The sequence below is a fragment of the Sanguibacter massiliensis genome (genome assembly GCF_900240335.1).
Classification (GTDB): Bacteria; Actinomycetota; Actinomycetes; order Actinomycetales; family Cellulomonadaceae; genus Flavimobilis; species Flavimobilis massiliensis.
In genome coordinates this window covers 1,105,944-1,131,026 of sequence record NZ_LT964979.1, presented here as the reverse complement: position 1 = coordinate 1,131,026, position 25,083 = coordinate 1,105,944, and the positions used below count along the sequence as shown (strand labels likewise).

The 25,083-nt window shown below is 72.2% G+C and carries 26 protein-coding genes and 1 pseudogene; 26 read left to right on the top strand and 1 reads right to left on the bottom strand.

Annotated elements, in window-relative coordinates; translation table 11 throughout:
• Positions 1-25 precede the first annotated feature (25 nt).
• The 15 genes from ffh (at position 26) to C1729_RS05200 (ending at position 13,160) form a co-directional block, all read left to right on the top strand.
• Positions 26-1,594 carry a signal recognition particle protein gene (gene ffh / locus C1729_RS05270; RefSeq protein ID WP_102509014.1) on the top strand — a complete coding sequence of 523 codons (1,569 nt, stop codon included), beginning with the start codon at positions 26-28 and terminating at the stop codon, positions 1,592-1,594.
• Between the two features lie 26 nt (positions 1,595-1,620).
• Positions 1,621-2,709 (top strand): amidohydrolase family protein, encoded by a 1,089-nt coding sequence (locus C1729_RS05265; RefSeq protein ID WP_242493723.1) that lies wholly within the window; start codon positions 1,621-1,623, stop codon positions 2,707-2,709.
• A gap of 366 nt (positions 2,710-3,075) precedes the next feature.
• Positions 3,076-3,522, top strand: a complete 447-nt coding sequence (gene rpsP / locus C1729_RS05260) for a 30S ribosomal protein S16 (protein WP_102509012.1) — start codon at positions 3,076-3,078, stop codon at positions 3,520-3,522.
• Positions 3,522-3,758: an RNA-binding protein gene (locus C1729_RS05255; protein WP_102509011.1), complete on the top strand. Its 237-nt coding sequence runs from the start codon at positions 3,522-3,524 to the stop codon at positions 3,756-3,758. Before rpsP ends, C1729_RS05255 begins: the two co-directional genes overlap by 1 nt.
• Positions 3,759-3,845: 87 nt before the next feature.
• Positions 3,846-4,430, top strand: a complete 585-nt coding sequence (gene rimM, locus C1729_RS05250; RefSeq protein WP_102509010.1) for a ribosome maturation factor RimM — start codon at positions 3,846-3,848, stop codon at positions 4,428-4,430.
• Positions 4,431-4,432: 2 nt separating this feature from the next.
• Positions 4,433-5,212, top strand: coding sequence for a tRNA (guanosine(37)-N1)-methyltransferase TrmD (trmD, locus tag C1729_RS05245; protein ID WP_102509009.1), 780 nt, complete (start codon positions 4,433-4,435; stop codon positions 5,210-5,212).
• 205 nt (positions 5,213-5,417) lie between these two features.
• On the top strand, positions 5,418-5,777 hold the full coding sequence (gene rplS, locus C1729_RS05240) for a 50S ribosomal protein L19 (protein ID WP_102509008.1): 360 nt from the start codon (positions 5,418-5,420) through the stop codon (positions 5,775-5,777).
• Positions 5,778-5,919: 142 nt separating this feature from the next.
• The gene (gene lepB / locus C1729_RS05235; protein ID WP_242493722.1) at positions 5,920-6,693 is read left to right on the top strand and encodes a signal peptidase I; all 774 of its coding nucleotides are present in this window, start codon (positions 5,920-5,922) and stop codon (positions 6,691-6,693) included.
• Entirely contained in the window at positions 6,690-7,424 is a 735-nt protein-coding gene (locus C1729_RS05230; protein ID WP_242493721.1) for a ribonuclease HII, read from the top strand. The genes lepB and C1729_RS05230 overlap by 4 nt, the downstream gene beginning before the upstream one ends.
• A gap of 7 nt (positions 7,425-7,431) precedes the next feature.
• On the top strand, positions 7,432-7,731 hold the full coding sequence (locus C1729_RS05225) for a DUF2469 domain-containing protein (RefSeq protein WP_102509007.1): 300 nt from the start codon (positions 7,432-7,434) through the stop codon (positions 7,729-7,731).
• A 126-nt stretch (positions 7,732-7,857) separates the two neighbouring features.
• Positions 7,858-8,232: a YraN family protein gene (locus C1729_RS05220; protein ID WP_102509006.1), complete on the top strand. Its 375-nt coding sequence runs from the start codon at positions 7,858-7,860 to the stop codon at positions 8,230-8,232.
• Positions 8,232-9,767 (top strand): YifB family Mg chelatase-like AAA ATPase, encoded by a 1,536-nt coding sequence (locus C1729_RS05215; protein ID WP_102509005.1) that lies wholly within the window; start codon positions 8,232-8,234, stop codon positions 9,765-9,767. The genes C1729_RS05220 and C1729_RS05215 overlap by 1 nt, the downstream gene beginning before the upstream one ends.
• Positions 9,764-11,101, top strand: coding sequence for a DNA-processing protein DprA (gene dprA / locus C1729_RS05210; RefSeq protein WP_242493720.1), 1,338 nt, complete (start codon positions 9,764-9,766; stop codon positions 11,099-11,101). The genes C1729_RS05215 and dprA overlap by 4 nt, the downstream gene beginning before the upstream one ends.
• 257 nt (positions 11,102-11,358) lie before the next feature.
• Positions 11,359-12,291: a tyrosine recombinase XerC gene (locus tag C1729_RS05205; protein ID WP_102509003.1), complete on the top strand. Its 933-nt coding sequence runs from the start codon at positions 11,359-11,361 to the stop codon at positions 12,289-12,291.
• Between the two features lie 17 nt (positions 12,292-12,308).
• Positions 12,309-13,160, top strand: a complete 852-nt coding sequence (locus tag C1729_RS05200; protein ID WP_102509002.1) for a FliA/WhiG family RNA polymerase sigma factor — start codon at positions 12,309-12,311, stop codon at positions 13,158-13,160.
• A gap of 144 nt (positions 13,161-13,304) precedes the next feature.
• Here C1729_RS05200 and C1729_RS05195 read toward each other — a convergent pair.
• Positions 13,305-13,904 (bottom strand): annotated as a pseudogene (locus C1729_RS05195) (peptidoglycan DD-metalloendopeptidase family protein); the annotation flags it as partial.
• Positions 13,905-14,336: 432 nt separating this feature from the next.
• Between C1729_RS05195 and rpsB the strand changes: the two are divergent.
• The 11 genes from rpsB to C1729_RS05140 all read left to right on the top strand — a co-directional run bounded on the left by rpsB (position 14,337) and on the right by C1729_RS05140 (position 25,033).
• Positions 14,337-15,212 carry a 30S ribosomal protein S2 gene (gene rpsB, locus C1729_RS05190; RefSeq protein ID WP_102509001.1) on the top strand — a complete coding sequence of 292 codons (876 nt, stop codon included), beginning with the start codon at positions 14,337-14,339 and terminating at the stop codon, positions 15,210-15,212.
• Positions 15,213-15,298: 86 nt separating this feature from the next.
• Positions 15,299-16,144: a translation elongation factor Ts gene (gene tsf / locus C1729_RS05185; RefSeq protein WP_102509000.1), complete on the top strand. Its 846-nt coding sequence runs from the start codon at positions 15,299-15,301 to the stop codon at positions 16,142-16,144.
• A 94-nt stretch (positions 16,145-16,238) separates the two neighbouring features.
• Positions 16,239-16,961 (top strand): UMP kinase, encoded by a 723-nt coding sequence (pyrH, locus tag C1729_RS05180; RefSeq protein ID WP_102508999.1) that lies wholly within the window; start codon positions 16,239-16,241, stop codon positions 16,959-16,961.
• A gap of 80 nt (positions 16,962-17,041) precedes the next feature.
• Positions 17,042-17,599 (top strand): ribosome recycling factor, encoded by a 558-nt coding sequence (frr, locus tag C1729_RS05175; RefSeq protein WP_102508998.1) that lies wholly within the window; start codon positions 17,042-17,044, stop codon positions 17,597-17,599.
• A gap of 8 nt (positions 17,600-17,607) precedes the next feature.
• Positions 17,608-18,447 carry a phosphatidate cytidylyltransferase gene (locus C1729_RS05170; RefSeq protein WP_102510534.1) on the top strand — a complete coding sequence of 280 codons (840 nt, stop codon included), beginning with the start codon at positions 17,608-17,610 and terminating at the stop codon, positions 18,445-18,447.
• Between the two features lie 25 nt (positions 18,448-18,472).
• Positions 18,473-19,606: a dual-specificity RNA methyltransferase RlmN gene (gene rlmN, locus C1729_RS05165; RefSeq protein WP_102508997.1), complete on the top strand. Its 1,134-nt coding sequence runs from the start codon at positions 18,473-18,475 to the stop codon at positions 19,604-19,606.
• Positions 19,603-20,166 carry a DivIVA domain-containing protein gene (locus C1729_RS05160; protein WP_102508996.1) on the top strand — a complete coding sequence of 188 codons (564 nt, stop codon included), beginning with the start codon at positions 19,603-19,605 and terminating at the stop codon, positions 20,164-20,166. The genes rlmN and C1729_RS05160 overlap by 4 nt, the downstream gene beginning before the upstream one ends.
• Entirely contained in the window at positions 20,163-21,338 is a 1,176-nt protein-coding gene (gene dxr, locus C1729_RS05155; protein WP_102508995.1) for a 1-deoxy-D-xylulose-5-phosphate reductoisomerase, read from the top strand. The genes C1729_RS05160 and dxr overlap by 4 nt, the downstream gene beginning before the upstream one ends.
• 45 nt (positions 21,339-21,383) lie before the next feature.
• Entirely contained in the window at positions 21,384-22,703 is a 1,320-nt protein-coding gene (locus C1729_RS05150) for a M50 family metallopeptidase (RefSeq protein ID WP_102508994.1), read from the top strand.
• Positions 22,704-22,831: 128 nt separating this feature from the next.
• Positions 22,832-23,971: a flavodoxin-dependent (E)-4-hydroxy-3-methylbut-2-enyl-diphosphate synthase gene (gene ispG, locus C1729_RS05145; RefSeq protein WP_192280113.1), complete on the top strand. Its 1,140-nt coding sequence runs from the start codon at positions 22,832-22,834 to the stop codon at positions 23,969-23,971.
• Positions 23,972-24,079: 108 nt separating this feature from the next.
• Entirely contained in the window at positions 24,080-25,033 is a 954-nt protein-coding gene (locus C1729_RS05140) for a GNAT family N-acetyltransferase (RefSeq protein ID WP_102508992.1), read from the top strand.
• Positions 25,034-25,083: the final 50 nt, after the last annotated feature.

Below are 25,083 nucleotides of genomic sequence, written 5' to 3'. Positions count from 1 at the left end.
CCCCGTGATCGTGAGGGATGCCCCGGTGTTCGCCACCCTGTCCGACCGCCTGACATCGACGTTCAAGAATCTCCGCTCGCGCGGACGCCTCTCCGAGGCGGACATCGACGCGACGGTGCGCGAGATCCGTCGTGCGCTCCTCGACGCGGACGTCGCGGTGCCCGTCGTGCGGGAGTTCGCCGCCGCGGTGCGCGAGCGCGCCCTGTCCGTCGAGGTCTCGGGTGCGCTCAACCCGGCGCAGCAGGTTGTGAAGATCGTCAACGAGGAGCTCGTCGCGATCCTCGGCGGCGAGGGCCAGCGCGGTCTCGCGCTCGCGAAGAACCCGCCGACGGTCATTATGCTCGCGGGCCTCCAGGGCGCGGGCAAGACGACGCTCGCGGGCAAGTTGGCCCTCCACCTCAAGGAGAAGGGCCACACGCCGCTCCTCGTCGCGGCGGATCTTCAGCGTCCCAACGCCGTCACGCAGCTCAAGGTCGTCGGTGAGCGGGCGGGCGCGCCCGTGTACGCGCCGCACCCGGGTGTTGCGGGCGAGGACGAGGTCCCGACGGGTGACCCGGTCGCGGTCGCACGCGCTGGCGTCGAGACCGCGCGCTCGCGCGAGCACGACGTCGTCATCATCGACACCGCCGGCCGGCTGGGTGTCGACGCCGAGCTCATGGCGCAGGCGCGGGACATCCGTGACGCGACGCAGCCCGACGAGGTCCTCTTCGTCATCGACGCGATGATCGGTCAGGACGCGGTCGCGACCGCGAACGCGTTCGCCGAGGGTGTCGACTTCACGGGCGTCGTCCTCTCGAAGCTCGACGGCGACGCGCGCGGTGGTGCGGCGCTCTCCGTCGCGCGCGTGACGGGTCGTCCGATCCTCTTCGCGTCGACGGGCGAGAAGCTCACCGACTTCGAGGCGTTTCACCCTGACCGCATGGCGTCGCGCATCCTCGACATGGGTGACGTCCTCACGCTCATCGAGCAGGCTGAGAAGGCGTTCGACGCCGAGCAGGCCGAGAAGATGGCGTCGAAGCTCGCGCAGGGCGACGACTTCACGCTCGAGGACTTCCTCTCGCAGATGCAGGCCATGCGCAACATGGGCTCGATGAAGAAGATGCTCGGCATGCTGCCGGGCATGGGGCAGATGCGTGAGGCGCTCGACAACTTCGACGAGCGTGAGGTCGACCGCGTCGAGGCGATCGTCCGCTCCATGACCCCGGCCGAACGCCGCAACCACAAGATCATCAACGGATCGCGTCGCGCACGCATCGCCAAGGGTGCGGGCACGACGGCCTCGGCCGTCAACCAGCTCCTCGAGCGGTTCGAGGGCGCGCAGAAGATGATGAAGCAGATGGCGCGCGGCGGGGGCATGGGCATGCCGGGCATGGGTGCGCTGCCGGGCATGGGCGGCAAGAAGTCGAAGGGCCGGTCGCAGGCGCCCGCGCGCAAGAAGGCGCGCTCGGGCAACCCCGCGAAGCGGGCCCAGCAGGAGGCCGGCATCGTCGAGGCCTCGCAAGCTCCTGCGGGCTCCGCGTTCGGCCTCGGCGGCGGCGCCGCGCCGGGCGCGACCCCGGACATGGACGAGCTGCGCAAGCTGCTCGGCGGCTGACGCTCGGCAGCGGGGAGGCGAGTCGCGTGGAGACGCTCCACCTCGCGGGGCCGGTGCGGCTCGGCGACGACGACGTGCGGGCCGAGGCCTGGGTCGTCGACGGCCGTCTCACCTTCGAGCAGCCGTCGGGCGACGTGACGCGCGTCGAGGGCTGGGCTGTGCCCGGGCTCGTCGACGTCCACTGCCACGTGGGTCTCGACTCCGCCGGGGCGACGAGCCGCGAGGTCGCTCGAGCCCAGGCACTCGCCGACCGCGACGCGGGCGTGCTCCTTGTGCGGGACGCGGGCTCGCCGCTCGACACGACGTGGGTGCACGACGAGCCCGACCTGCCGCGCCTCGTGCGCTGCGGGTCGCACCTCGCGCTGCCGAAGCGCTACCTGCGCGACTACGGCCGCGAGCTCGCCGAGGTCGCGGAGCTGCCCGACGCCGTCGCGCAGGAGGCGGCGCGCGGCGACGGCTGGGTGAAGATCGTCGCCGACTGGATCGAACGCTCCGAGGGAGCGTCGGCCGACCTGCGGCCGCTGTGGCCGGGCGACGTGCTCGCGACCGCGGTCGCGCGGGCGCACGACGCGGGTGCGCGCGTCACGGCGCACACGTTCTCCGAGGAGGCACTCCCGGGTCTGCTCGCCGCGGACGTCGACTGCCTTGAGCACGGCACGGGCCTCACCCCGTCGATGATCGACGAGGTTGCGGCGCGCGGGATCGCCGTGACACCGACCCTGCTGCAGGTCGAGCGCTTCGAGGCGATCGCGCAGCAGGCCGACGGCCGCTACCCGGTGTACGCGGCGCACATGCGGCGCATGCACGCGCGACGTCACGCGCACGTGCGCGACCTCTTCGAGGCAGGTGTGCGGCTGCTCGTCGGCACGGACGCCGGTGGGACGATCGGTCACGGGCAGATCGCCGCCGAGTGCGCCGAGCTCGTCGCTGCCGGCGTCCCCCCGCTCGAGGTCCTCGCGGCCGCAAGCTGGCGGACGCGTGACTACCTCGGTGCCCCGCTGCTCGACGAGGGCGTCGAGGCCGACGTCGTCGTCTACCCGGCCGACCCCGCGGCGGACGTCGCCGTGCTCGCGGCGCCGAGCGCGGTCGTCCTCCGCGGCCGCCGGGTCCGCTGACCCTTCGCTCCGGGCGCGCTGCGTCTCTCGTCCCCGCACTCCGGTCGTTCCCCGCACGTTCCGCAGCCACCCATCCTGACTGATTGACGGATTCCGCCCGTTCGACGGGCGGAATCCGTCAATCCGTCGAGAGCTCGCGGTGCGGCGGGGACGTCGGCGCGCGTCGAGGTCCGGCCGGGGAGTCGTCCTGGAGGTGTGGCGCGTCGCACGGTTGGACCAGTGCCGGACGTCTGGCAGAATGGTGCGCTGTACTCGGCGTGCCCGGCCCCTCTCTCCGTGCAACGCCGCGTCCTGGACGCTCACGACCTCCGGCCCCACCGGCGTGCGCGAGGGTCCGCCCACACACGAACCAGGAGAGACCACACAGTGGCCACCAAGATCCGCCTCAAGCGCTTCGGCAAGATGCGCGCCCCGTTCTACCGTGTCGTCGTCGCCGACTCGCGCACCAAGCGTGACGGTCGCGTCATCGAGGAGATCGGCAAGTACCACCCGACCGAGGAGCCCTCGCTCATCGAGATCGACTCCGAGCGTGCGCAGTACTGGCTCGGCGTCGGCGCGCAGCCGACCGAGCAGGTCGCCGCGCTCCTCAAGATCACGGGTGACTGGCAGAAGTTCAAGGGCCTCCCGGGCGCCGAGGGCACGCTGCGCGTCAAGGGCGACAAGGTCGACCCCGCCGCCGCGATCGCCGCCGCCGCCGAGCAGGCCGAGAAGGTCAAGGCGAAGGCCGCCGAGGCCAAGGCTGCGGCCGCCGCCCCGGCCGAGGCCCCCGCTGACGAGGCTCCCGCGGAGGAGTCCTCGGAGGAGCAGGCCTGATGCTCGCCGACGCCCTGGAGCACCTCGTCCGCGGCATCGTGGACAACCCCGACGACGTCCAGGTCAAGGCCAAGGCCACGCGCCGCGGCGACCTGCTCGAGGTGCGCGTGCACCCCGACGACCTCGGTCGCGTCATCGGACGCTCCGGGCGCACCGCACGTGCCCTGCGCACCGTCGTCGGCGCTCTTGCCGACGAGCCGGTCCGCGTCGACGTCGTCGACGTCGACCGCCGCTGACACGCGCGACACCCGCATCACCACGTCAGGCCCGGCCCGCAAGGGCTGGGCCTGACGCGTCCCACCACCAGACGACCGGAGCCCTCCATGACTAGCCAGCGCCTCACCGTCGCCCGTCTCGGCAAGCCCCACGGGCTGCGGGGCGAGATCGCGCTCGAGCTCCGCACCGACATCCCCGACGAGCGCCTCGCGGACGGCGCCGTCCTCGAGACCGCCCCCGCGTCGGCGGGCCCGCTCACGGTCGAGTACACGCGCACGGCCGGTGACCGCTGGTACGCGGCGTTCGTCGAGATCCCCGACCGCTCTGCCGCGGAGGACGCTCGCGGCGTCGAGCTCGTCGTCGACGCCGAGGACTCCGACGAGGAAGACGCGTGGTACCCGCACGAACTCGTCGGGCTGCGCGCCGAACTCACCGACGGCACGGTCGTCGGCACGGTCAAGGGGCTCGAGCACCTCCCCGCGCACGACATGCTCGTCGTCCTCGAGACGGGCGGCGAGCGCACGCTCGTGCCGTTCGTGCGGGCGATCGTCCCGACTGTCGACGTCGCGGGCGGCCGGGTCGTCCTCACGCCCCCCGGCGGCCTCCTCGCGTCGGACGCCGCGAACCTCGAGGTCGTCCCGCCGACGCCGGGCTCGGCCGAGGGCGGCGTCACGGACGACGAGGAGCGCTGAGCGTGCGCGTCGACGTCCTCACAATCTTCCCCGCGTACCTCGACGCGCTCGAGCTCTCGCTCGTCGGCAAGGCTCGCGCCGCCGGCCTGCTCGACGTGCGCGTCCACGACCTGAGGGACTGGGCGCACGACCGGCACCGCACGGTCGACGACACTCCCGCGGGCGGCGGTGCCGGCATGGTCATGCGCCCCGACGTGTGGGGCGCGGCGCTGTCCGACGTCCTCACGGAGGGCGCGACGCTCGTCGTCCCGACGCCGTCCGGGCCGACGTTCACGCAGCGCACCGCCGAGGACTGGGCGACGCGTGAGCACCTCGTCTTTGCGTGCGGCCGCTACGAGGGGATCGACGCGCGCGTCGCCGAGCACCACCGCACGCGGGGCGTGCGCGTCGAGGAGGCATCGATCGGGGACTACGTCCTCAACGGGGGCGAGGTCGCGACGCTCGTCATGGTCGAGGCCGTCGCGCGGCTCGTGCCGGGCGTTCTCGGCAACGCCGAGTCGGTCGTCGAGGAGTCGCACTCCGCCGAGGGCCTCCTCGAGTACCCCGTCTACACGCGACCGGTCGAGTGGGAGGGGCTCGCGATCCCCGACGTCCTCATGAGCGGGCACCACGGCAAGGTCGCTCGGTGGCGACGCGACCAGGCGCTCGCGCGTACCGCGGAGCGCCGGCCCGACATGATCGCGGCGCTCGACCCGACGCGCCTCGACAAGCGGGACCGGGCGACGCTCGGCGACCTCGGCTGGTGGGTGCGTCCCGACGGTGTGCGTCCCGCGGGGGAGTGACGCGGCGCACGCGAACCAGGGGCGGCGGTCGTTACCGTCGTGCGGCCCGGATGTGGCAGGATAGGACGTTGGTGCGCGCCGGCCTCTGCCACAGGGGAGCGCCTCACGCCACGACGGGTCCGCCCGTCACGCACCACCCCATGACCGACGGGCCCCAGCAGGCCCACGATCACGTCCCTGACCTGTGGCAGGACGAGGAGCAGACATGCACATTCTTGACTCCGTCGACGCAGCCCAGCTGCGCACCGACATCCCCGAGTTCCGCGCCGGTGACACCCTCAAGGTCAACGTCAAGGTCATCGAGGGCAACCGCTCGCGCGTCCAGGCGTTCCAGGGCATCGTCATCGCGCGCCGCAACGGTGGCGTCCGCGAGACGTTCACGATCCGCAAGATCTCCTTCGGCGTGGGCGTCGAGCGTACGTTCCCCGTGAACTCGCCCGTCATCGACTCGATCGAGGTCGTCTCGCGCGGTGACGTGCGCCGCGCCAAGCTCTACTACCTCCGCAAGCTCCGCGGCAAGGCCGCGCGCATCAAGGAGAAGCGCGACTTCGGCCCCAAGGCCTGAGCCTCACGCACACCGTTCCGAGGGCGGGCGACCGACAGGTCGCCCGCCCTCGGGCGTTCTCGGACGCCAGTCCGGGCGCTGGGCGCGCCCGCTCGGTGGGCCGGGTGTGCCCCGGACAGCGAGGGGTGGGACAGTGGACCCCGTGATCCATGAGAACGACGAGCACGTGACGGCCGGGAGCGACGACGGTTCCGGGCCCGAGAGTCAGATGCGCCCGCGCGGCACGATCCACCGACGGTCGCGCTTCTCCGCGATGGTCAAGGAGACGGTCATCATCCTCGTCTCCGCCCTCGTGCTGTCGTTCGTCGTCAAGACGTTCCTCGTGCAGCCGTTCATGATCCCGTCCGAGTCGATGGAGGACACGCTCGTCGCAGGCGATCGTGTGCTCGTCTCCAAGCTCACACCAGGTCCGTTCGACCTCTCGCGCGGCGACGTCGTCGTGTTCAAGGATCCGGGCGGGTGGCTTGACGGTGTCCCGGCGAGCCGCGCCGACAATATGCCGACGTGGCTGAGCACGCCGCTCACCGTCGTGGGCCTGCGTCCCCAGGACGCGGGGGAGCACCTCATCAAGCGGGTCGTCGGGCTTCCGGGCGACAGGGTGACGTGCTGCACCGACGCGGGGCTCCTCACCGTCAACGGCGTCGAGATCGACGAGACGCAGTACCTTGCGTCGGGGGCCCTGCCGAGCCAGACCGAGTTCGACGTCACGGTGCCCGAGGGGTCGCTGTGGGTGCTCGGCGACAACCGTCAGCACTCGGGGGACTCCCGGTACAACGGTGGCAAGCCCGGTGGCGGGTTCGTCCCGCTCGACAACGTCGTCGGCGTCGCGTTCGCGAAGGTGTGGCCGCTCGACCGCGTCGCGCTGATGCGCAACCCGGGTGACGTCTTTGCCGACGTGCCCGCGCCGACCCCGTGAGGCAGCCGCCGGATACGCTCGTCGAGGCGGCATGGCTCGCTGAGGGGGTCGAGGTCGTCGCGGGCATGGACGAGGTCGGGCGCGGCGCGCTCGCCGGACCTGTGACGGTCGGGTGCGCACTCGTCTCGGCGTCGTCGCTCGCGGTGCCGGTCCCCGCGGGCCTCACCGACTCCAAGCTGCTGAGCGCCGTAGCGCGCGAGAGGATCGAGCCGGCGGTCGCCGGCTGGGTGCTCGCGTGGGGCGTCGGCCATGCCTCGCCCGCGGAGATCGACGCGCTCGGCATCGTCGGGGCGTTGCGCACCGCGGGGAGGCGAGCGCTGCGCGCTGCCGAGGCCGCCGGCGCGACGGTACGTGCGGTCCTGCTCGACGGGTCGCACGACTGGCTGACGCCGCCAGCGCAGGACGATCTCTTCGCGGTCGACGACCCCGAGGACGACGGAGTCGCGCGCGAGGTGCGGACGCTCGTCAAGGGCGATCTGCGCTGCGCGTCGGTGGCGGCTGCGAGCGTGCTCGCGAAGCAGGCGCGCGACCGCCTCATGGGTGAGGCCGACGCACGTCACCCGGGCTATGGGTGGGCGTCGAACAAGGGGTACGGATCTGCGGACCATCTCGCCGAGCTGCGGCGCGTCGGCCCGTGCGACGAGCATCGGCGGTCGTGGCGCCTCCCGGCGCGTGACGCGGCACCGATCGGCTCGGGTGCGGTGCCGGGTCCAGTCGCAGATGAGGGATGATGGTCCGGTGAGTGCTGAAGACCTCGAGAACTACGAGACCGACATGGAGCTGGCGCTCTACCGGGAGTACCGGGACGTCGTCAGCCTGTTCTCCTACGTCGTCGAGACCGAGCGCAGGTTCTACCTTGCCAACCAGGTGGACCTCCAGGTGCGGTCGGCGGCGGGCGAGGTGTACTTCGAGCTGACGCTCGCCGACGCGTGGGTGTGGGACGTCTACCGGACGGCCCGCTTCGTGAAGTCGGTGCGTGTCGTGACGTTCAAGGACGTTAACGTCGAGGAGCTCGCGAGGCCCGAGCTCTCGATCTGAGGCACGCTGAGCCGCGTGCTCGGCTGACCACAGCCCGGCGCGGCGCACGGGCCGTCCACAGAACTGCGTGACGCGGATGCGCAGCACCCCACCACGGCAGCACCCTCTGTCCCGGAGGTGGTGGCCATGGTGGCGCACGGACGGACGACGGACAGGCAGGCGGTGGGCCGCGCGGGGGAGGACCTCGTCGCACGACGCCTCGAGGACGACGGATGGTGCGTGCTCGAGCGCAACTGGCGCGGGCACGGCGGCGAGCTCGACATCGTCGCGCTCGAGGGCGACGACCTCGTCGTCGTCGAGGTGAAGACCCGCACCGGAACAGGCTTCGGCCACCCCGCCGAGGCCGTGACCCCGGCGAAGGCCGCGCGGCTTCGACGGCTCACAGGACAGTGGCTCGCCGAGCACTCCCAGCGCGTCGTCCACGTGCGAATCGACGTCGTCGCGGTCTGGCTGTGCCCGGGCGAACCGCCGCGCGTTGAGCACCTGCGCGGGATCCTCTGATGGGGCTCGGGACCTCGCGCGGTGTCGCGCTCGTCGGCATGACCGGGCACGTCGTCGGCGTCGAGGCGCACCTTGCCGCCACCGTGCCGGGCTTCACGCTCATCGGGCTGCCCGATACGTCGCTGAGCGAGTCGCGCGACCGGGTGCGGGCCGCCGTGGCGTCGAGCGGACTGGCGTGGCCGCAGCAGCGCGTCACCGTCAACCTCTCGCCCGCGTCGCTGCCCAAGCACGGCGCAGGCTTCGACCTCGCGATCGCGGTTGCCGTCCTTGCCGGCGCGCGTCTCGTTGACGCGACTGCGCCGCGGGGCGTCGTGCACCTCGGAGAGCTCGGCCTCGACGGCCGCGTCCACCCTGTCCGGGGAGTGCTGCCGGCCGTCGCCGCGGCGGCTGCGGCTGGCGTGCGGCGGGTCGTTGTCGCGGCCGCCGACGTCGACGAGGCCCGGCTCGTCCCCGACGTCGAGGTCCGGGGCGTTTCGTGCCTCGCCGAGCTCGCGTATGCGTACGGCGCCGACATCTCCGAGCCTGCACCGGTGAGGATCCCGACCGCGCGGCCCGCGCGTGCCCCGCGCGAGCCCGTGGGCGACCTCGAGGACGTGCTCGGCCAGCACGAGGCGAGGGCCGCTCTTGAGATCGCCGCGGCGGGCGGGCACCACCTGCTCATGGTCGGGCCGCCGGGCGCGGGGAAGACCATGCTCGCGTCACGGCTGCCGGGACTTCTGCCTGACCTCACGGAGTCCGAGGCGGTCGAGGTCACGGCCGTCCACTCGGTCGCCGGGACGTTCGACGCGGGCGACGGGCTCGTGCGCCGCCCGCCCTACGAGGACCCGCACCACACCGCGACCGCTGCGGCGCTCGTCGGCGGGGGCAGTGGCGTGCCGAGGCCGGGTGCGGCGTCGCGTGCCCACCGGGGTGTGCTCTTCCTCGACGAGTGCCCGGAGTTCGGGGCGCGGGTCCTGCAGACGCTGCGGCAGCCGCTCGAGGATGGCGAGCTCGTCATCCATCGGGCCGGTGGGTCGGCGCGGTTCCCCGCGCGCTTCCAGCTCGTCCTCGCGGCGAACCCCTGCCCGTGCGGGCTCGCGGTCGGCCAGGGCCTGCAGTGCACGTGCACGCCCATGCAGAGGCGACGGTACTTCTCGCGGGTCCAGGGACCGCTGCTCGACCGAGTCGACCTTCAGGTCGAGGTCGCAGGCGTGAGCCGTGTCGACCTCGACCAGGCGGAGCCGGGGGAGTCGACGGCGACGGTCGCCGGACGCGTCGCGCAGGCGCGCCTCGCGGCCGCAGCGCGGCTCGCCGGCACGCCGTGGCGCCTCAACGGGGAGGTGCCTGGACGCGTCCTCCGCGGGATGCTCGGCCGCGGCGGTGGGGTGCTCGCCGACGTCGACCGGGCGCTCGACCGCGGCATGATCTCGCTGCGCGGAGCGGACCGGGTGCTGCGGATCGCGTGGACGATCGCCGACCTCGCCGGCCGAGACCGGCCCGGACGCGAGGACGTCGGACGCGCGCTCGCGCTGCGCACGCGTGGAGCGGTCGCGTGACCGCCGCCGTGCCGGGACGTGGCGCGACGCCTGCGCGGCCTGGCGGCGAGCCGCCGGTGAGGGCCGTGCCTGCGCGGACCGCCATGGCCCCGTCGGACCCGTCTTCGGGGTCGGAGGGGTCGGACGGGACGGGCGCGAGTCGTGCCGACGTCCGGCGTGCGGCGGCCGCGTGGAGCGGTCTCGCTGAGCCTGGTGACAGGACGGCGGGGTCGCTTCTCCTCGCGGTCGGCCCGGTGGCCGCGCTCGCGTGGTTGCGCGCTGCGCACGACCACGGCGACCGGTCACGTGCGGTCGCGCGGCTGCGCGAGCGCATCGACGACCCGGTCGAGGAGCTCACGCCGCGGCGGCTGCTCGCCGCGCTCGACCGGTGGGGGCCTCGGCTGGGACGCGTCGACCCGGACCGGGACGCCCGTGCGCTGCGGGAGCTCGGGGGGCGGGTTCTCGTACGCGGGGACGAGGGCTGGCCGCACGGGCTCGACGACCTCGGGCCCGCGGCACCCGCATGCCTGTGGGTGCGCGGCGACCCGCGCGCGCTCCTGGGCCCGCCCGCCGTCGCGCTCGTCGGTGCCCGTGCCGCGACGGGTTATGGCACCGCTGTCGCGGCCGACCTCGCGTGCGGCCTGGCCGACCGCGGTCATGCGGTCGTCTCGGGAGGTGCGTACGGGATCGACGCGGCCGCGCACCGGGGAGCGCTTGCCGGTGACGGACCGACGGTCGCGGTCATGGCGGGAGGAGCGGACCGGCTCTACCCGGCGGGGAACACGGACCTGCTCGAGCGGGTGCTGGCGCGGGGCGGGGCCGTCGTCGCGGAGGTCCCGGTGGGGGCGACACCGACACGCTCGCGCTTCCTGCGACGCAACCGCCTCATCGCGGCGCTCTCGGCGGCAACCGTCGTCGTCGAGGCCGCGTGGCGATCGGGGTCGCTCTCGACCGCGACGCATGCGGCAGGGCTTCTCCGGCCGGTCGGTGCTGTGCCAGGTCCCGTGACGTCGATGGCCTCGACGGGGTGCCACCGACTGCTCCGTGAGCATGACGCGGTCTGCGTGACATCGGTTGCTGACGTGCTCGAGCTCCTTCCGGGCGGTGCGCCGTCCGAGGGCGCCGGGGAGACGCATCATGATCCCCGGGACGCACTGCGCGACGTGGCGCGCGAGGTGCTCGACGGCTTCGACGCTCGCCGACCGACGACGCTCGATGAGCTCGTGCCGGCGGTCGGCATCGCCGCGTCCGACGTGCTTGCGGCGCTCGGCGAGCTCGAGCTTGCCGGGCTTGTCGCGCGGGCCGCCGGGGGGTGGGAGCTCACCGTGGCAGCGCGCCGACCTACGGCGCGATGACCGTCGTGGCCTGCGCGGATCGTCGGAGCGGCCGGTGCTGGCCGGATCGTGTCGTCGGGGCTGATCTGCGGCGCAGATCTGAACAAGTTCTGGCGCGATCGGGTCGTCATGCGCCGCAATTGATCGCGCCGAGACTCGTGCGTTTTTTGTGACGCGGCCGGGAAGGTCATCTCATGTCTACATGAAACGGACGCCGGTGGCGCGCTTCCCAGAAACCGGTACTTGAACAATGCCGCAGGCCGGGACACTCTCGTCTCGTGCACGCGACCTCGAGGACCCAGGCTGCGGGCGGGTGGGACGAACCGCTCGCCCGTTTCTGCGCCGACCTCGGGGTCCAGCGGGGGCTCGCCGCCCACACCGTGCGGGCCTACCGCAGCGACGTCGAGCAGCTGGCGGCGTATGCGGCGGGTCTCGGCCTCGAGGGACCTGCGGACGTCGACCTCTCTGTCCTGCGCTCGTGGCTCGCCGAGATGAGCGAGCGCGATCTCTCCCGCGCGACGCTCGCCCGCCGCGGCGCGTCCGTCCGCTCCTTCTTCGAGTGGGCGTGCCGCACCGGTCGCGTCGAGAGCGACCCCGCTGCGCGCCTCGCGAGCCCGCGCAGCGACCGCGTGCTCCCGACCGTCCTCGACGTCGACGCCGCCCGTGAGCTCATGGAGACGGCACGCGACCGCGCCGAGAGCGGTGACCCCGCGCACCTGCGCGACTGGGCCGCCGTCGAGCTCCTCTACGCGACCGGCATCCGGGTCGGTGAGCTTGTCGGGGTCGACGTCTCGGACGTCCAGCTCGCCGAGCGCACCGTCCGCGTCCTCGGCAAGGGCTCCCGCGAACGTGTCGTCCCGTTCGGTCTGCCTGCTGGCCGCGCCGTCCACGCTTGGCTCGAGAGCGGGCGCCCTGTCCTCGTCTCCGACCCGGCGGAGCCTGCGCTCCTGCTCGGCACCCGTGGTCAGCGGTGGGGCCAGCGGCAGATCCGACAGGTCGTCCACGATCTCGCGGAGCTTGCCGGTGTCGACGACATCGCGCCCCACGGGCTGCGGCACTCGGCCGCCACACACCTCCTCGCGGGAGGCTCCGACCTCCGCGGGGTGCAGGAGGTGCTGGGTCACGCGACCCTCGCCACCACGCAGAAGTACACCCACGTCAGCGCCGAGCGGCTTCGCTCGTCCTACGAGCTCGCGCACCCCCGCGCGTGAGAACAGCCGGAGACACCATGCCGATCACAGGTCTTCCGCACCCCGCGGCCGAGCAGGACTCTGCCGCGGACGTCCTCGCTGACCTCGAGGCCGACCTCGCGCCGCACGACGCGGTCGCCGAGATCTGGGTCGAGTACAAGCAGACGGGTTCCGCGCAGCGGCGCGAGGAGCTCATCATCCACTACGCGCCGCTCGTCTCGATGGTGGCTTCCCGCATCGCGATGCGTCTTCCGAGCTCGGTCGAGCACGCGGACCTCGTCTCCTACGGCATGTTCGGTCTCATCGACGCGATCGAGAAGTTCGAGATCGATCGTGAGATCAAGTTCGAGACGTATGCGTCGGCGCGGATCCGCGGCGCCGTCATCGACGAGCTGCGCCAGATCGACTGGGTGCCGCGCTCGGTGCGGTCGAAGGCCCGTGCGATCGACCGGGCTCACGCCGAGCTCGAGGCGCAGTGGCACCGTCGGCCGTCGGACGACGAAGTCGCGCAGCACCTCGGGGTGCCCGTCGTCGACGTCCGGGCGGTGCACGCGCAGGTGTCGCGCGCGAACGTCGTCGCGCTCGACGAGCTGCTCGCGGTCGGTGCCGAGCGGGCCGAGCCCATGTCGATGCTCGACACGGTCGTCCAGGGGCACGGCGACGACCCGGCGCGCAGCTTCGAGGCGAAGGAGTCGAAGTACCTCCTCGGGCGGGCCATCTGCCAGCTGACGGACCGGGAGAAGCTCGTCCTCACGCTTTACTACTTCCAGAACCGGACGCTCGCCGAGATCGGCGCGATCCTCGGTGTCACCGAGTCGCGGATCTCGCAGGTGCACTCCGCCGCAGTCGTCCGTCTCCGTCAGCTCCTCGACGAGGCCGAGCGCGGCTGACGGAGTTCCGGGCCGGGCCCAGGGAAGCCCGGCGCGTCGTGCGCCGCGGGCGCCGTCCGGGGGACGGAGCCCGCGGCGTGCTTTTGCCCGCCCCGGGAGGAGCACGATCCGTGGTCGCGCCAGGAGCGACGCGGGATCGATGTAGGTGGAGTCGAGGCGCACGCCCCAGTGCAGGCACGCCTGCGGCGTGCAGTGTCCGGGCTCGGTGCTGAGCGTGGCGATGATGTCGCCGGCGGCGACGGGGGTGCCGACGGCGGCGCTCGCCGTGACGGGTTCGAGGGTGGACCGGAGTCCGCCCTCGTGCTCGACGACGACGACGCCGCGTCCGGCGACCTGTCCTGCGAACTGGACGGTGCCGGCTGCCGGGGCCGCGACGGCGCCGCCCGGACGCGCGGCGAGGTCGAGGCCGCGGTGACCTGCGGCCCATGGGCTGCGGGGGATGTCGGCGGGTCTGACGACCCTGCCTGCGATGGGCGGGCGCCATCCGGTGCCTCCAGGAGGGGGCGCGCCGCGAGGAGCGGCGGCTGCGCCGACGGTTGTGCGGGTCGTGCCGACGGTCGGGTCGGACGTCGCAACGCCAGGGTCGGCCGCGGCCGGGGGCGTCGTGGCGACGAGCAGGGCCAGCGCGGCGACGACGCGGTGAGCGTTGTCGCGCGCGCGGTGCGCTGCGGGCCGCGCCCGCCGGTGGCGCGGCGGGATCGCGCCGCGCGGGGCGGCAGCCCCCGGGCTCGTGGGGGTCGTCATGCAGCCACTTCACACCGCGTTCGTGCGGTGCGCATTCCGCGCCCGGCCATCGGTGGAGAGGGGGCGCGACAGCTGGTCTGTGGTCAGGCACGGACCCGGGGGTGCGGCGCGCGGTGGTGGCTTCGTCACACCGTCCGGAGTCCGGGACCAGGGGAGTCGTCGGGTACGATGGATCTGCTCTGGGTGTGCCGTGCCTGCACGTCGCCCCCAGGGACATCGCGCACCTCCCTCCTGGCCATTACCCCGTCGCGCCTCGCGCCGGGTCGTCCAGGGTCACGCGACGTGGTCCGGCTCCGGCCGGTGCTCGCGGGACGGGGTGCCAGGGACCCTCGCCTCCCGGCGCAGGGTCGACAACCACCACGCGGCCCCGCAGGGGCCGCCGGACGTGCACGGACGGGCGGAGGATCCGCCGCCGTGTCGGAAGGAAGTGCCATGGCAGTCGTGACCATGCGCCAGCTCCTCGAGAGCGGTGTCCACTTCGGGCACCAGACCCGCCGCTGGAACCCGAAGATGAAGCGATTCATCTTCACGGAGCGCAACGGCATCTACATCGTCGACCTCCAGCAGTCGCTGTCGTACATCGACACGGCCTACGAGTTCGTCAAGCAGACCGTCGCGCACGGCGGCTCCATCCTCTTCGTCGGCACGAAGAAGCAGGCCCAGGAGGCCGTCGCCGAGCAGGCGACCCGCGTGGGCATGCCCTACGTCAACCACCGCTGGCTCGGTGGCATGCTCACGAACTTCGGCACGGTTCACAAGCGCCTCCAGCGCATGAAGGAGCTCGAGCAGATCGACTTCGACGACGTCGCTGGCTCGAACCTCACGAAGAAGGAGCTCCTCGTGCTCCGTCGTGAGAAGGACAAGCTCACGAAGACGCTCGGCGGCATCCGTGACATGGCCAAGGTTCCCTCGGCCGTGTGGATCGTCGACACGAACAAGGAGCACCTCGCCGTCGACGAGGCGCGCAAGCTCAACATCCCGGTCGTCGCGATCCTCGACACCAACTGCGACCCTGACGTCGTCGACTACAAGATCCCGGGCAACGACGACGCGATCCGCGCCGTCGGTCTCCTCACCCGCGTGATCGCGGACGCCGTCGCCGACGGTCTCGTCTCGCGCTCGCAGGGCCGTTCCGGCGCCGAGGCGCCGGCCGAGCCGCTCGCCGAGTGGGAGCAGGAGCTCCTCGCGGGCGACGCGGCGGCCGCGCCGGCCACCGAGGCCGCAGCCGAGGCTCCCGCTGCCGAGACGCCGGCCGCCAAGGCTGCTGTCGCTGAGGCGCCCGCCGCCGAGGCCCCCGCGGCCGAGTGACCGACGTGCGGCCGGGCGGGACACCGCCCGGCCGCACCGGTCCACCACCGACCACCGTCCAGACCGAACGCAAAGGGTGACCACCCATGGCGAACTACACCGCCGCTGACATCAAGGCTCTGCGCGAGCGCACGGGCGCCGGCATGCTCGACGTCAAGAAGGCTCTTGACGAGGCTGACGGCAACTCGGAGAAGGCGCTCGAGCTCCTCCGCATCAAGGGCCTCAAGGGCGTCTCGAAGCGTGAGGACCGCGAGACCACCGAGGGCCTCGTGGCCGTCGACATCCGCCCGTCCGACGCCGGCGAGACCGGCACGATCATCGAGCTCAACTGCGAGACCGACTTCGTCGCGAAGAACGAGAAGTTCATCGACCTCGCCGACACGGTCCTCGCGGCCGTCGTCGCCGCGGGTGCGACCGACGTCGAGAGCGCCCTCGCGGCGCCGACCGCCGAGGGCACCGTCGCCGACACGATCACGACGCTGGCCGCCGGCATCGGCGAGAAGGTCGTCCTGCGTCGCGTCGCGGCCGCCTCGGGCCCCAAGGTCACGAGCTACGTGCACCGCACGGCCAAGGACCTCCCGCCGACGATCGGTGTCCTTGTCGTCACCGACGAGGCCGGTGCCGCGGTCGGCAAGGACGTCGCGCAGCACGTCGCCGCCCTCGCGCCCGACTTCCTCTCCCGCGAGGACGTCCCGGCGGAGAAGGTCGACAACGAGCGTCGCATCGCCGAGGAGACCGCCCGTAACGAGGGTGGCAAGAAGCCTGACCACATCATCGCGAAGATCGCCGAGAACCGTCTCGGCAAGTTCTTCGAGGACGTCGTCCTCCTCGAGCAGCCGCTCGCGAAGGACCCCTCGAAGAAGGTCGGTCAGGCCGCGAAGGAAGCCGGCGGCACGATCGTGTCGTTCGTCCGCTTCCGCGTCGGCAACTGACCCGGTCGTCCTCACCGTCGGCCCGGCCCCGTCTCCGGGGCCGGGCCGACGGCGCACCCGCCCACCGTCCCCCACGTCGCACCGAGGAGTCCCGATGACCGAGTCCGCCGCACCCCGCCGAGTCCTGCTCAAGCTCTCGGGCGAGATGTTCGGAGGTGGCCAGATCGGGCTCGCACCCGACGTCGTCCAGCGGATCGCCGCCGAGATCGCCGCGGCCGCGGCCCGCGGCGTGCAGATCGCGATCGTCGTCGGCGGAGGTAACTTCTTCCGCGGCGCCGAGCTCTCCCAGCGCGGCATCGACCGCGCCCGCGCCGACTACATGGGGATGCTCGGCACCGTGATGAACTGCCTCGCTCTCCAAGACTTCCTCGAGCAGGCCGGCCAGTCGACCCGCGTCCAGACGGCGATCGCCATGGGCCAGGTCGCCGAGAACTACATCCCGCTGCGCGCGATCCGGCACATGGAGAAGGGCCGCGTCGTCATCTTCGGCGCCGGGGCCGGCATGCCGTACTTCTCGACCGACACCGTCGCCGTCCAGCGCGCCCTCGAGACCCGGTGCGACGAGGTGCTCATGGGGAAGAACGGGGTCGACGGTGTCTACACCGCGGACCCGAACACCGACCCGACCGCGAAGCGCCTCGACACCCTCACGTACTCGGACGCGCTCCAGCGCGGCCTCAAGGTCGTTGACTCGACCGCGTTCAGCCTGTGCATGGACAACGGCGTGAAGATGCGCGTGTTCGGCATGGGAGAGCCTGGGAACGTGACCCGCGCCCTCGTGGGTGAGAACATCGGGACCGTGGTGACCGCGGGCTGACCGTCTGCGCGACCCTCACAAGACCTCAGCACGACGAACCCGTACGTGCCGCCCCCGGGCGGCTCAGACAAGGAGCACCGGTGATCGACGAGACCCTTCTCGAAGCCGAGGAGAAGATGGACAAGGCGATCGAGGTCGCCAAGGAGGACTTCGGCGCGATCCGCACGGGCCGCGCGAACGCCGCGATGTTCGCGAAGATCTTCGTCGAGTACTACGGGACGCCCACGCCCCTGCAGCAGCTCGCGTCGTTCAACGTCACGGAGGCGCGCACGGTGCTCATCTCACCGTTCGACAAGACTGCGATGTCCGCGATCGAGAAGGCACTGCGCGACTCGGACCTCGGCGTCAACCCGTCGAACGACGGCAACGTCGTCCGTGTCATCCTGCCCTCCCTCACGGAGGAGCGCCGCCGCGACTACGTCAAGCTCGCCAAGACGAAGGCCGAGGACGCTCGCGTCTCGATTCGCGCGGTGCGACGCAAGGCCAAGGACGTCCTCGACCGTCTCGTCAAGGACGGCGACGCGGGCGAGGACGAGGTGACGCGGGCTGAGAAGGAGCTCGACGCCCTCACGAAGCGCCATACCGACGAGGTCGACGCGATCCTCGCGGCCAAGGAGACGGAGCTTCTCGAGGTCTGATGCCCGAGATGCCTGAGGGCGCAGCGCCCGCGACGACGACCGGCCGCTCCGGCCGCGACCTGCCCATGGCGGTCGCGGTCGGCGCAGGCCTGCTCGTCGTCGTCGGTCTCGCCCTCTTCGTGTGGCAGCCCGCCTTCGTCGGGCTCGCCGTCATCGCCGTGGCTGCGGCGCTGTGGGAGCTGTCGCAGGCGTTCGCGCGCCGCGACGTCCACCTGCCTCTCGCACCGCTGTGGGTCGGGGCCGCTGGGATCCTCGTCTCCGCGTACCTCGCCGGGCCGGAGGCGATGTTCGTCGCGTTCACGCTCACGGTCCTCGGTGCCCTCGTGTGGCGGGCCCTCGACGGTTACGGCCCTAGTGGGCTCCGTGACACTGCTGCCTCGACGTTTGCCGTCGCATACCTGCCGCTCATGGCGGGGTTCGCGATGCTCATGCTCGCGCACCCCGACGGCACGTGGCGCGTCCTGCTCTTCATCCTCCTGCCCGTCGCGAGCGACACAGGCGGGTTCTTCGCGGGGGTGCGTTTCGGCAAGCACCCGCTCGCGCCGTCGATCTCCCCGAAGAAGAGCTGGGAGGGCCTCGCCGGATCGTTCCTGCTCGCGTCGCTCGTCGGTGTCGTCGGCATGGTCCTGCTCGACGGCCCGTGGTGGTGGGGCGTCGCCCTCGGACTCGCGACGCCCGTGACGGGGACGTTCGGCGACCTCGCGGAGTCGCTCCTCAAGCGGGACCTCGGGCTCAAGGACATGGGCACGCTCCTGCCCGGTCACGGCGGTGTCCTCGACCGCCTGGACTCGCTCCTGCTCACCGCGCCCTTCGCCTACCTCATGCTGTCGGCCGCCCTCGGCGGCTGAACCGTCCCACCGGAAGCTGATCCTCATGACCGACCGCCGCGTCCCCGTGACGCTCGACCTCTCGACTCCCGCCGCTGGACGGCGCGGCAAGCCGCCGCGCCACTTCGCCGACCTCACTCCCGCCGAGCGGGTCGAGGTCGTCACGGGCCTGGGGGAGAAGCCGTTCCGGGCCAAGCAGATCAGTCAGCACTACTACGGCCACCTCACGGCGGACCCCGCTGAGATGACGGATCTTCCCGCGGCGACGCGTGACCGGCTCGTCGAGGCGTTCTTCCCGCCGCTGCTGCGCAGCACGCGTGTCATGACGGCGGACGGCGGCACGACCGTCAAGACGCTGTGGCGCATGTTCGACCAGGCGCGTGTCGAGTCGGTGCTCATGCGCTACCCGCATCGGTCGACGCTGTGCGTCTCGAGCCAGGCCGGCTGCGGCATGGCGTGCCCGTTCTGCGCGACCGGCCAACTCGGCCTCACCCGCAACCTCTCGACCGCAGAGATCGTCGAGCAGGTGCGAGACGCCGCGCGCGCGCTCGACCGCGGCGAGATCCCCGGCGGCCCCGGCCGCCTCACGAACCTCGTCTTCATGGGCATGGGGGAGCCGCTCGCCAACTACAAGGCCGTCATGGGCACGATCCGGCAGCTCGTCGCGCCCGTCCCGGACGGCCTGGGCATGTCGGCGCGCAACATCACGGTGTCGACCGTCGGTCTCGTGCCGGCGATCAAGCGACTCTCCCAGGAGGGGCTGCCGCTCACGCTCGCCCTGTCGCTCCACGCGCCCGACGACGAGCTGCGCTCGGAGCTCGTGCCCATCAACACGCGCTGGTCCGTCGACGAGACGCTCGACGCGGCGCGCGCCTACTACGAGGTGACGGGCCGACGTGTGAGCATCGAGTACGCACTCATCCGTGACATCAACGACCATGCGTGGCGGGCCGATCTGCTCGGCAAGAAGCTCAACGCGCGGGGCCACGGCTGGGTGCACGCCAACCCGATCCCGCTCAACCCCACGCCCGGCTCGAAGTGGACCGCGAGCGACCCAGCCGTCGAGGAGGAGTTCGTGGCGCGACTGCGCGGGCACGGCATCCCCACGACGATCCGGGACACCCGCGGCTCGGACATCGACGGGGCGTGCGGCCAGCTCGCAGCCGAGGAGGCCTCATGACCGGCACCTTCCCCACGACGACGGGTCTGCGGCGGGGGTATGCCGCCGATGAGGTCGACGCGTTGTTCGCGTGCGCCCGAGCCGAGTACGAGGGCTCGGGAGCCCCGGGTGCGGCGACGCTCGACGCCGCGGCGATCCATCGGGTCGCGTTCCCCGTCGTCCGTCGTAACGCTTACGAGACGGGCGCGGTCGACGCTGCGCTCGACCGGCTCGAGGCGGCGTTCGTCGCTCGCGAGCGCGCCGAGTTCGTCGCGGCGCACGGTCAGCAGGCGTGGATGGCGCAGCTCGCTGAGAAGGCCCGCACCCTCTACGGCCGTCTCGGTCGCCCGGACGGCGAGCGTTTCGCGCCCGGCGCGCGTGGCGAGGCGTCGTACGACGCGGACGACGTTGACGCGCTGTGCGCGCGACTCGTCGGCTACTTCGACCGGGGCGAGCCGCTCACGAGCACCGAGGTGCGCGAGGCCCGCTTCCGGACTCGTCGGGGCCGCGACGGGTATGCGGTCGGACCCGTCGACGCGTTCCTCACGCGTGCCGTCGAGGTGCTCCTGGGGGTCGAGTGACGGCGGCGCCGCGGTCGCTCGCGCTGCTCGGGTCGACGGGCTCGATCGGCACGCAGGCGCTCGACGTCGTCGCGCGCAACCCTGAGCTCTTCCGGGTCCGTGGGCTCGCGGCCGGGGGCGGTGACGTCGTCGCGCTCGCGCAGCAGGTTCGGGCGACGGGCGCCGAGGTCGTCGCGGTCGCCGACGCGTCACGGCGTGACGCGCTCGTCGCTGAGCTCGGCGCCGACGCCCGTCGCGTCGAGGTGCTGGGTGGGCCGGGGGCGGCCGCGCAGGTCGCGGGTCTTGGCGTCGACGTCGTCCTCAACGGGATCACCGGGTCTGTCGGGCTCGCCCCGACGCTTGCGGCGCTCCACGCGGGCTCGACGCTCGCGCTCGCGAACAAGGAGTCGCTCGTCGTGGGTGGCTCGCTCGTCAAGGACGCTGTGACGCGTCCGGACCAGCTCGTGCCGGTGGACTCGGAGCACTCGGCGATCGCCCAGTCGTTGCGCGGCGGACGCCGCGACGAGGTGCGCAGGCTCGTCCTCACTGCCTCGGGCGGCCCGTTCCGTGGCTGGACGCGCGCGCAGATGAGCTCGGTCACGGCCGAGCAGGCGCTCAACCACCCGACGTGGTCGATGGGCCCGGTCGTCACCGTGAACTCGGCGTCGATGATGAACAAGGGCCTCGAGCTCATCGAGGCGCACCTGCTTTTCGACGTGCCGGTCGACGACATCACGGTCGTCGTGCACCCGCAGTCGGTCGTCCACTCGATGGTCGAGTTCCACGACGGCTCGACGATCGCGCAGGCGTCACCCCCGGACATGCGCCTGCCGATCGCGCTCGGCCTCTCGTGGCCCGAGCGGGTCGCGGACGTCGCCCCGGCGTGCGACTGGACGCAGGCGCAGGAGTGGACCTTCGAGCCACTCGACGAGTCGACGTTCCGGGCGGTCCGTCTCGCACGCGAGGCCGTCGCGGCATCGGCGACCCACCCCGCGGTGCTCAACGCGGTCAACGAGGAGTGCGTCGACGCGTTCCTCGCCGGCCGTATCGGCTTCCTCGACATCGTCACGACCGTTGAGCAGGTCCTCGGCGAGCACGACGGTCCCGGAACCTCCCATCTCGTTCCCAGCCTCGTGCTCGACACTGAGGTGTGGGCCCGCGCCCGCGCCCACGAGCTTCTCGCCCGCGCCTGACACGTTCGCACACGGCCGCGAGGCCCTCGGAAGGAAGTGACCCGGATGGGCTACGTCATCGGCGTCGTCGTCTTCGTCGTCGGCATGCTCGCGTCGATCGCGCTCCACGAGGTCGGCCACATGGTGCCCGCCAAGAAGTTCGGCGTGCGCGTGAGCCAGTTCATGGTGGGTTTCGGCCCGACGATCCGCTCGTGGACGCGCGGCGAGACGGAGTACGGCTTCAAGTGGATCCCGCTCGGCGGTTTCGTGCGGCTCGTTGGCATGTATGCCCCGGCACGACCTGTGCCGGTGGGTGCGGAACCGCGGAGCGGTCGCTTCGAGGAGATGGCCGAGGACGCGCGCGCGGTGTCGGCCGAGGAGATCCGTCCGGGCGAGGAGCCACGGGCGTTCTACAACCTCTCCGCGCCGAAGAAACTCGTCGTCATGCTCGGCGGGCCCTTCATGAACCTCGTCATCGCTGCCGTCCTCCTCGGTATCGTGACGCTCGGCTGGGGCGTCGCTACGGCGACGTCGACGCTCGCAGCCGTCGTGCCGTGCGCGCCGACGACGACGGCCGTGTCGGACACGTGCGCGAGCGGTGCGCCTGTCTCGCCCGCGGCCGCCGCGGGCCTCGTCCCAGGCGACCGTGTCGTCGAGTACGGCGGGGAGCGGGTCGACGGCTGGGCCGAGCTCACCGAACGGATCGCTGCCGTCGGCCCGCACCTGACGTCGGTCGTCGTCGAGCGGGCTGGCGAGCGCCTCACGCTCGAGCTCGTGCCCGCTGAGCTCACACGCACCGTCGTCGACGCTGAGGGCCAGCCCGTCCTCGCGGAGGACGGCACGCCACGCACCGTGACGTCGACGTACGTCGGTGTGCAGCCGACGGTCGAGGCCGACAGGTCGCTCGCGGCCGTGCCGCAGCAGCTGTGGGCACAGGTCTCGGGCACCGCCAGGGTCGTCGTCACCCTGCCCGGGCAGGTGTGGAACGTGGCCCGCACGCTCGTCACCGGCGAGGACCGTTCGGCGTCGTCCGTCATGAGCATCGTCGGCGTCGGCCGCGTCGCAGGTGAGGTCGGCACAATCGGCGGCGACGAGGTCTCCGTCGGCGACCGCGTCGCGGTGTGGCTCTCGCTCCTGGCGAACCTCAACGTCGCGCTCTTCGTCTTCAACCTCATCCCGCTCCTGCCGCTCGACGGCGGGCACGTCGCGGGTGCCCTCTACGAGGGCGCGAAGCGGCAGATCGCGCGTCGGCGCGGACGCCCCGACCCGGGACCCGCGGACACGGCGCGCATGATGCCGGTCGCATACGGCGTGTTCGTACTGCTCGTCGGGATGAGTGTCCTTCTCGTCGTCGCGGACATCGTGCGTCCGGTGACGCTCGGCTGACGCCGGCGCGCCGGAGGTGACGCGGACCACTGCTGCTGGGTGGGATTCGTGCACGTGAGCGGTGTCATGCGCGAGCTGGTGGCGCGACGGGGGATACTGGCGGGGTGAGCGTACCGATCAGTCTTGGCATGCCGGCGGTGAAGGAAGCACCTCCCGTCCTGGCTCCCCGTCGACCCACCCGTCGTATCAACGTGGGTTCTGTCCCCGTCGGCGGAGGTGCACCGATCTCGGTGCAGTCGATGACGACGACCCCGACGACCGACATCAATGCGACCCTGCAGCAGATCGCCGAGCTCACGGCCGCGGGCTGTGACATCGTGCGCGTCGCGTGCCCGTCGCAAGACGACGCCGAGGCGCTGCCGATCATTGCGAAGAAGTCGCAGATCCCCGTCATCGCCGACATCCACTTCCAGCCCAAGTATGTCTTCGCGGCGATCGACGCGGGCTGCGCGGCAGTCCGTGTCAACCCGGGCAACATCCGCAAGTTCGACGACCAGGTCAAGCAGATCGCGCAGGCGGCGAAGGACGCCGGCACGTCGATCCGCATCGGAGTCAACGCGGGATCCCTCGACCCGCGCCTGCTGCAGAAGTACGGCAAGGCGACGGCTGAGGCGCTCGTCGAGTCGGCGGTGTGGGAGGCGTCGCTCTTCGAGGAGCACGACTTCCACGACTTCAAGATCTCCGTCAAGCACAACGACCCCGTCGTCATGGTGCGCGCCTACGAGCTCCTCGCGGAGCGGGGCGACTGGCCGCTGCACCTCGGGGTCACCGAGGCCGGGCCGGCCTTCCAGGGCACGATCAAGTCCGCTACGGCGTTCGGCGCGCTGCTCAGCCAGGGGATCGGCGACACGATCCGTGTCTCGCTTTCGGCACCTCCCGTCGAGGAGGTCAAGGTCGGCATCCAGATCCTCCAGTCGCTCAACCTCAAGGAGCGCAAGCTCGAGATCGTCTCGTGCCCGTCGTGCGGGCGCGCGCAGGTTGACGTCTACACGCTTGCCGAGCAGGTGACCGCGGGCCTCGAGGGGCTCGAGGTGCCGCTGCGCGTCGCCGTCATGGGCTGTGTCGTCAACGGTCCGGGCGAGGCCCGCGAGGCCGACCTCGGTGTCGCGTCCGGCAACGGCAAGGGGCAGATCTTCGTGAAGGGCGAGGTCATCAAGACCGTTCCCGAGCACGCGATCGTCGAGACCCTCATCGAGGAGGCCATGCGCATCGCAGCGACGATGGAGCCCGTCGAGGGCACGGCGCCGTCGGTGAACGTCGGCCGCTGACGCCCGAGGCCCCACGTGTGAGCCCCGGCGGGTCCTCCCGCCGGGGCTCACACGTCCTCAGGCGAACGTCACGTCGAACCGGGAGGGCGCGTGCGGCACAATCGGCTCATGGGACGGTGGTTGCGCGGCCAGGGCGTCGCGCGCAGCACGTCGGTCCGTGCGCTCACGGACGACGACGTTCCGGTCGCGCTCGCGCTCTGCGCGGTCGATCCCGTCGCGTCGGTGCTCGCCGCGTCACGGCTGCGACCTGCGCTCCAGACGGGGCTCGCCGCCGTCGGAGCGCACGGGTGGTTGTTCCCTGGGGTGGGGGAGCCGCGCGCGCTGTGCTGGGTGGGGGCGAACGTCGTGCCTGTGCTCGGTGACCTCACGGGGCCGGACGCCGAGGCGGCGCTCGACGCGTTCGGTGCTGAGCTGCGTCGCGGAGGTCGGAAGGCGTCCTCGATCGTCGGGCCTGCTGAGCACGTGCTGGGTCTGTGGGACCGGCTCGGAGCCTCGTGGGGTCCCGTGAGGGACGTGCGTCCGGAGCAGCCGTCGCTCGTGCTTGACCGGGCGCCGGACGTCGCACCCGACGGCGAGGGGCGGCTCGCGGTGCCCGACGAGCTGCCGGCGCTCCTGCCGGCCAGCGTCGCGATGTTCCTCGAGGAGGTCGGCTACTCGCCCCTCGGGGCGGCGCCGGGTGCGTACGTCGAACGAGTGCGGTCGCTCGCGGCGCAAGGCCGGACGTTCGTCCGGACCGCAGCGGGTGCCCGTGCGGAGGTCGACGCTGCCGAGGTCCTCGGCCGGGTCCTGCCGCAGGGGCTTCCGGTGCGTGAGCACGTCGTTTTCAAGGCCGAGCTCGGCGCACTTGCCGGGCCGGTCGCCCAGGTCCAGGGCGTGTGGGTGACCCCGGCGCGGCGCGGCGAGGGGATCGCGGCGCCGGCGATGGCTGCGGTCGTCACCGCGACGCTCGAGCGGTTCGGTGTCGTCTCGCTCTACGTGAACTCCTACAACGAGCGTGCGCTCGCGACGTACCGTCGGGTCGGTTTCGAGCAGGTCGGGACGTTCGCGACCGTCCTCTTCTGAGCGGGGTCGGCCGCGCCGGGGGGACGTCGTGCGGCGGTAGGATCGACCCC

What these genes read in the sequence shown, in the direction of transcription:
- C1729_RS05255 (WP_102509011.1), top strand. Translation starts at nt 3,522, where the DNA reads ATGCTCGCCGACGCCCTGGAGCACCTCGTCCGCGGCATCGTGGACAAC.
- rimM (WP_102509010.1), top strand. Translation starts at nt 3,846, where the DNA reads ATGACTAGCCAGCGCCTCACCGTCGCCCGTCTCGGCAAGCCCCACGGG.
- rplS (WP_102509008.1), top strand. Translation starts at nt 5,418, where the DNA reads ATGCACATTCTTGACTCCGTCGACGCAGCCCAGCTGCGCACCGACATC.
- C1729_RS05220 (WP_102509006.1), top strand. Translation starts at nt 7,858, where the DNA reads ATGGTGGCGCACGGACGGACGACGGACAGGCAGGCGGTGGGCCGCGCG.
- C1729_RS05215 (WP_102509005.1), top strand. Translation starts at nt 8,232, where the DNA reads ATGGGGCTCGGGACCTCGCGCGGTGTCGCGCTCGTCGGCATGACCGGG.
- C1729_RS05200 (WP_102509002.1), top strand. Translation starts at nt 12,309, where the DNA reads ATGCCGATCACAGGTCTTCCGCACCCCGCGGCCGAGCAGGACTCTGCC.
- rpsB (WP_102509001.1), top strand. Translation starts at nt 14,337, where the DNA reads ATGGCAGTCGTGACCATGCGCCAGCTCCTCGAGAGCGGTGTCCACTTC.
- tsf (WP_102509000.1), top strand. Translation starts at nt 15,299, where the DNA reads ATGGCGAACTACACCGCCGCTGACATCAAGGCTCTGCGCGAGCGCACG.
- pyrH (WP_102508999.1), top strand. Translation starts at nt 16,239, where the DNA reads ATGACCGAGTCCGCCGCACCCCGCCGAGTCCTGCTCAAGCTCTCGGGC.
- C1729_RS05170 (WP_102510534.1), top strand. Translation starts at nt 17,608, where the DNA reads ATGCCTGAGGGCGCAGCGCCCGCGACGACGACCGGCCGCTCCGGCCGC.
- rlmN (WP_102508997.1), top strand. Translation starts at nt 18,473, where the DNA reads ATGACCGACCGCCGCGTCCCCGTGACGCTCGACCTCTCGACTCCCGCC.
- C1729_RS05160 (WP_102508996.1), top strand. Translation starts at nt 19,603, where the DNA reads ATGACCGGCACCTTCCCCACGACGACGGGTCTGCGGCGGGGGTATGCC.
- C1729_RS05150 (WP_102508994.1), top strand. Translation starts at nt 21,384, where the DNA reads ATGGGCTACGTCATCGGCGTCGTCGTCTTCGTCGTCGGCATGCTCGCG.
- ispG (WP_192280113.1), top strand. Translation starts at nt 22,832, where the DNA reads ATGCCGGCGGTGAAGGAAGCACCTCCCGTCCTGGCTCCCCGTCGACCC.
- C1729_RS05140 (WP_102508992.1), top strand. Translation starts at nt 24,080, where the DNA reads ATGGGACGGTGGTTGCGCGGCCAGGGCGTCGCGCGCAGCACGTCGGTC.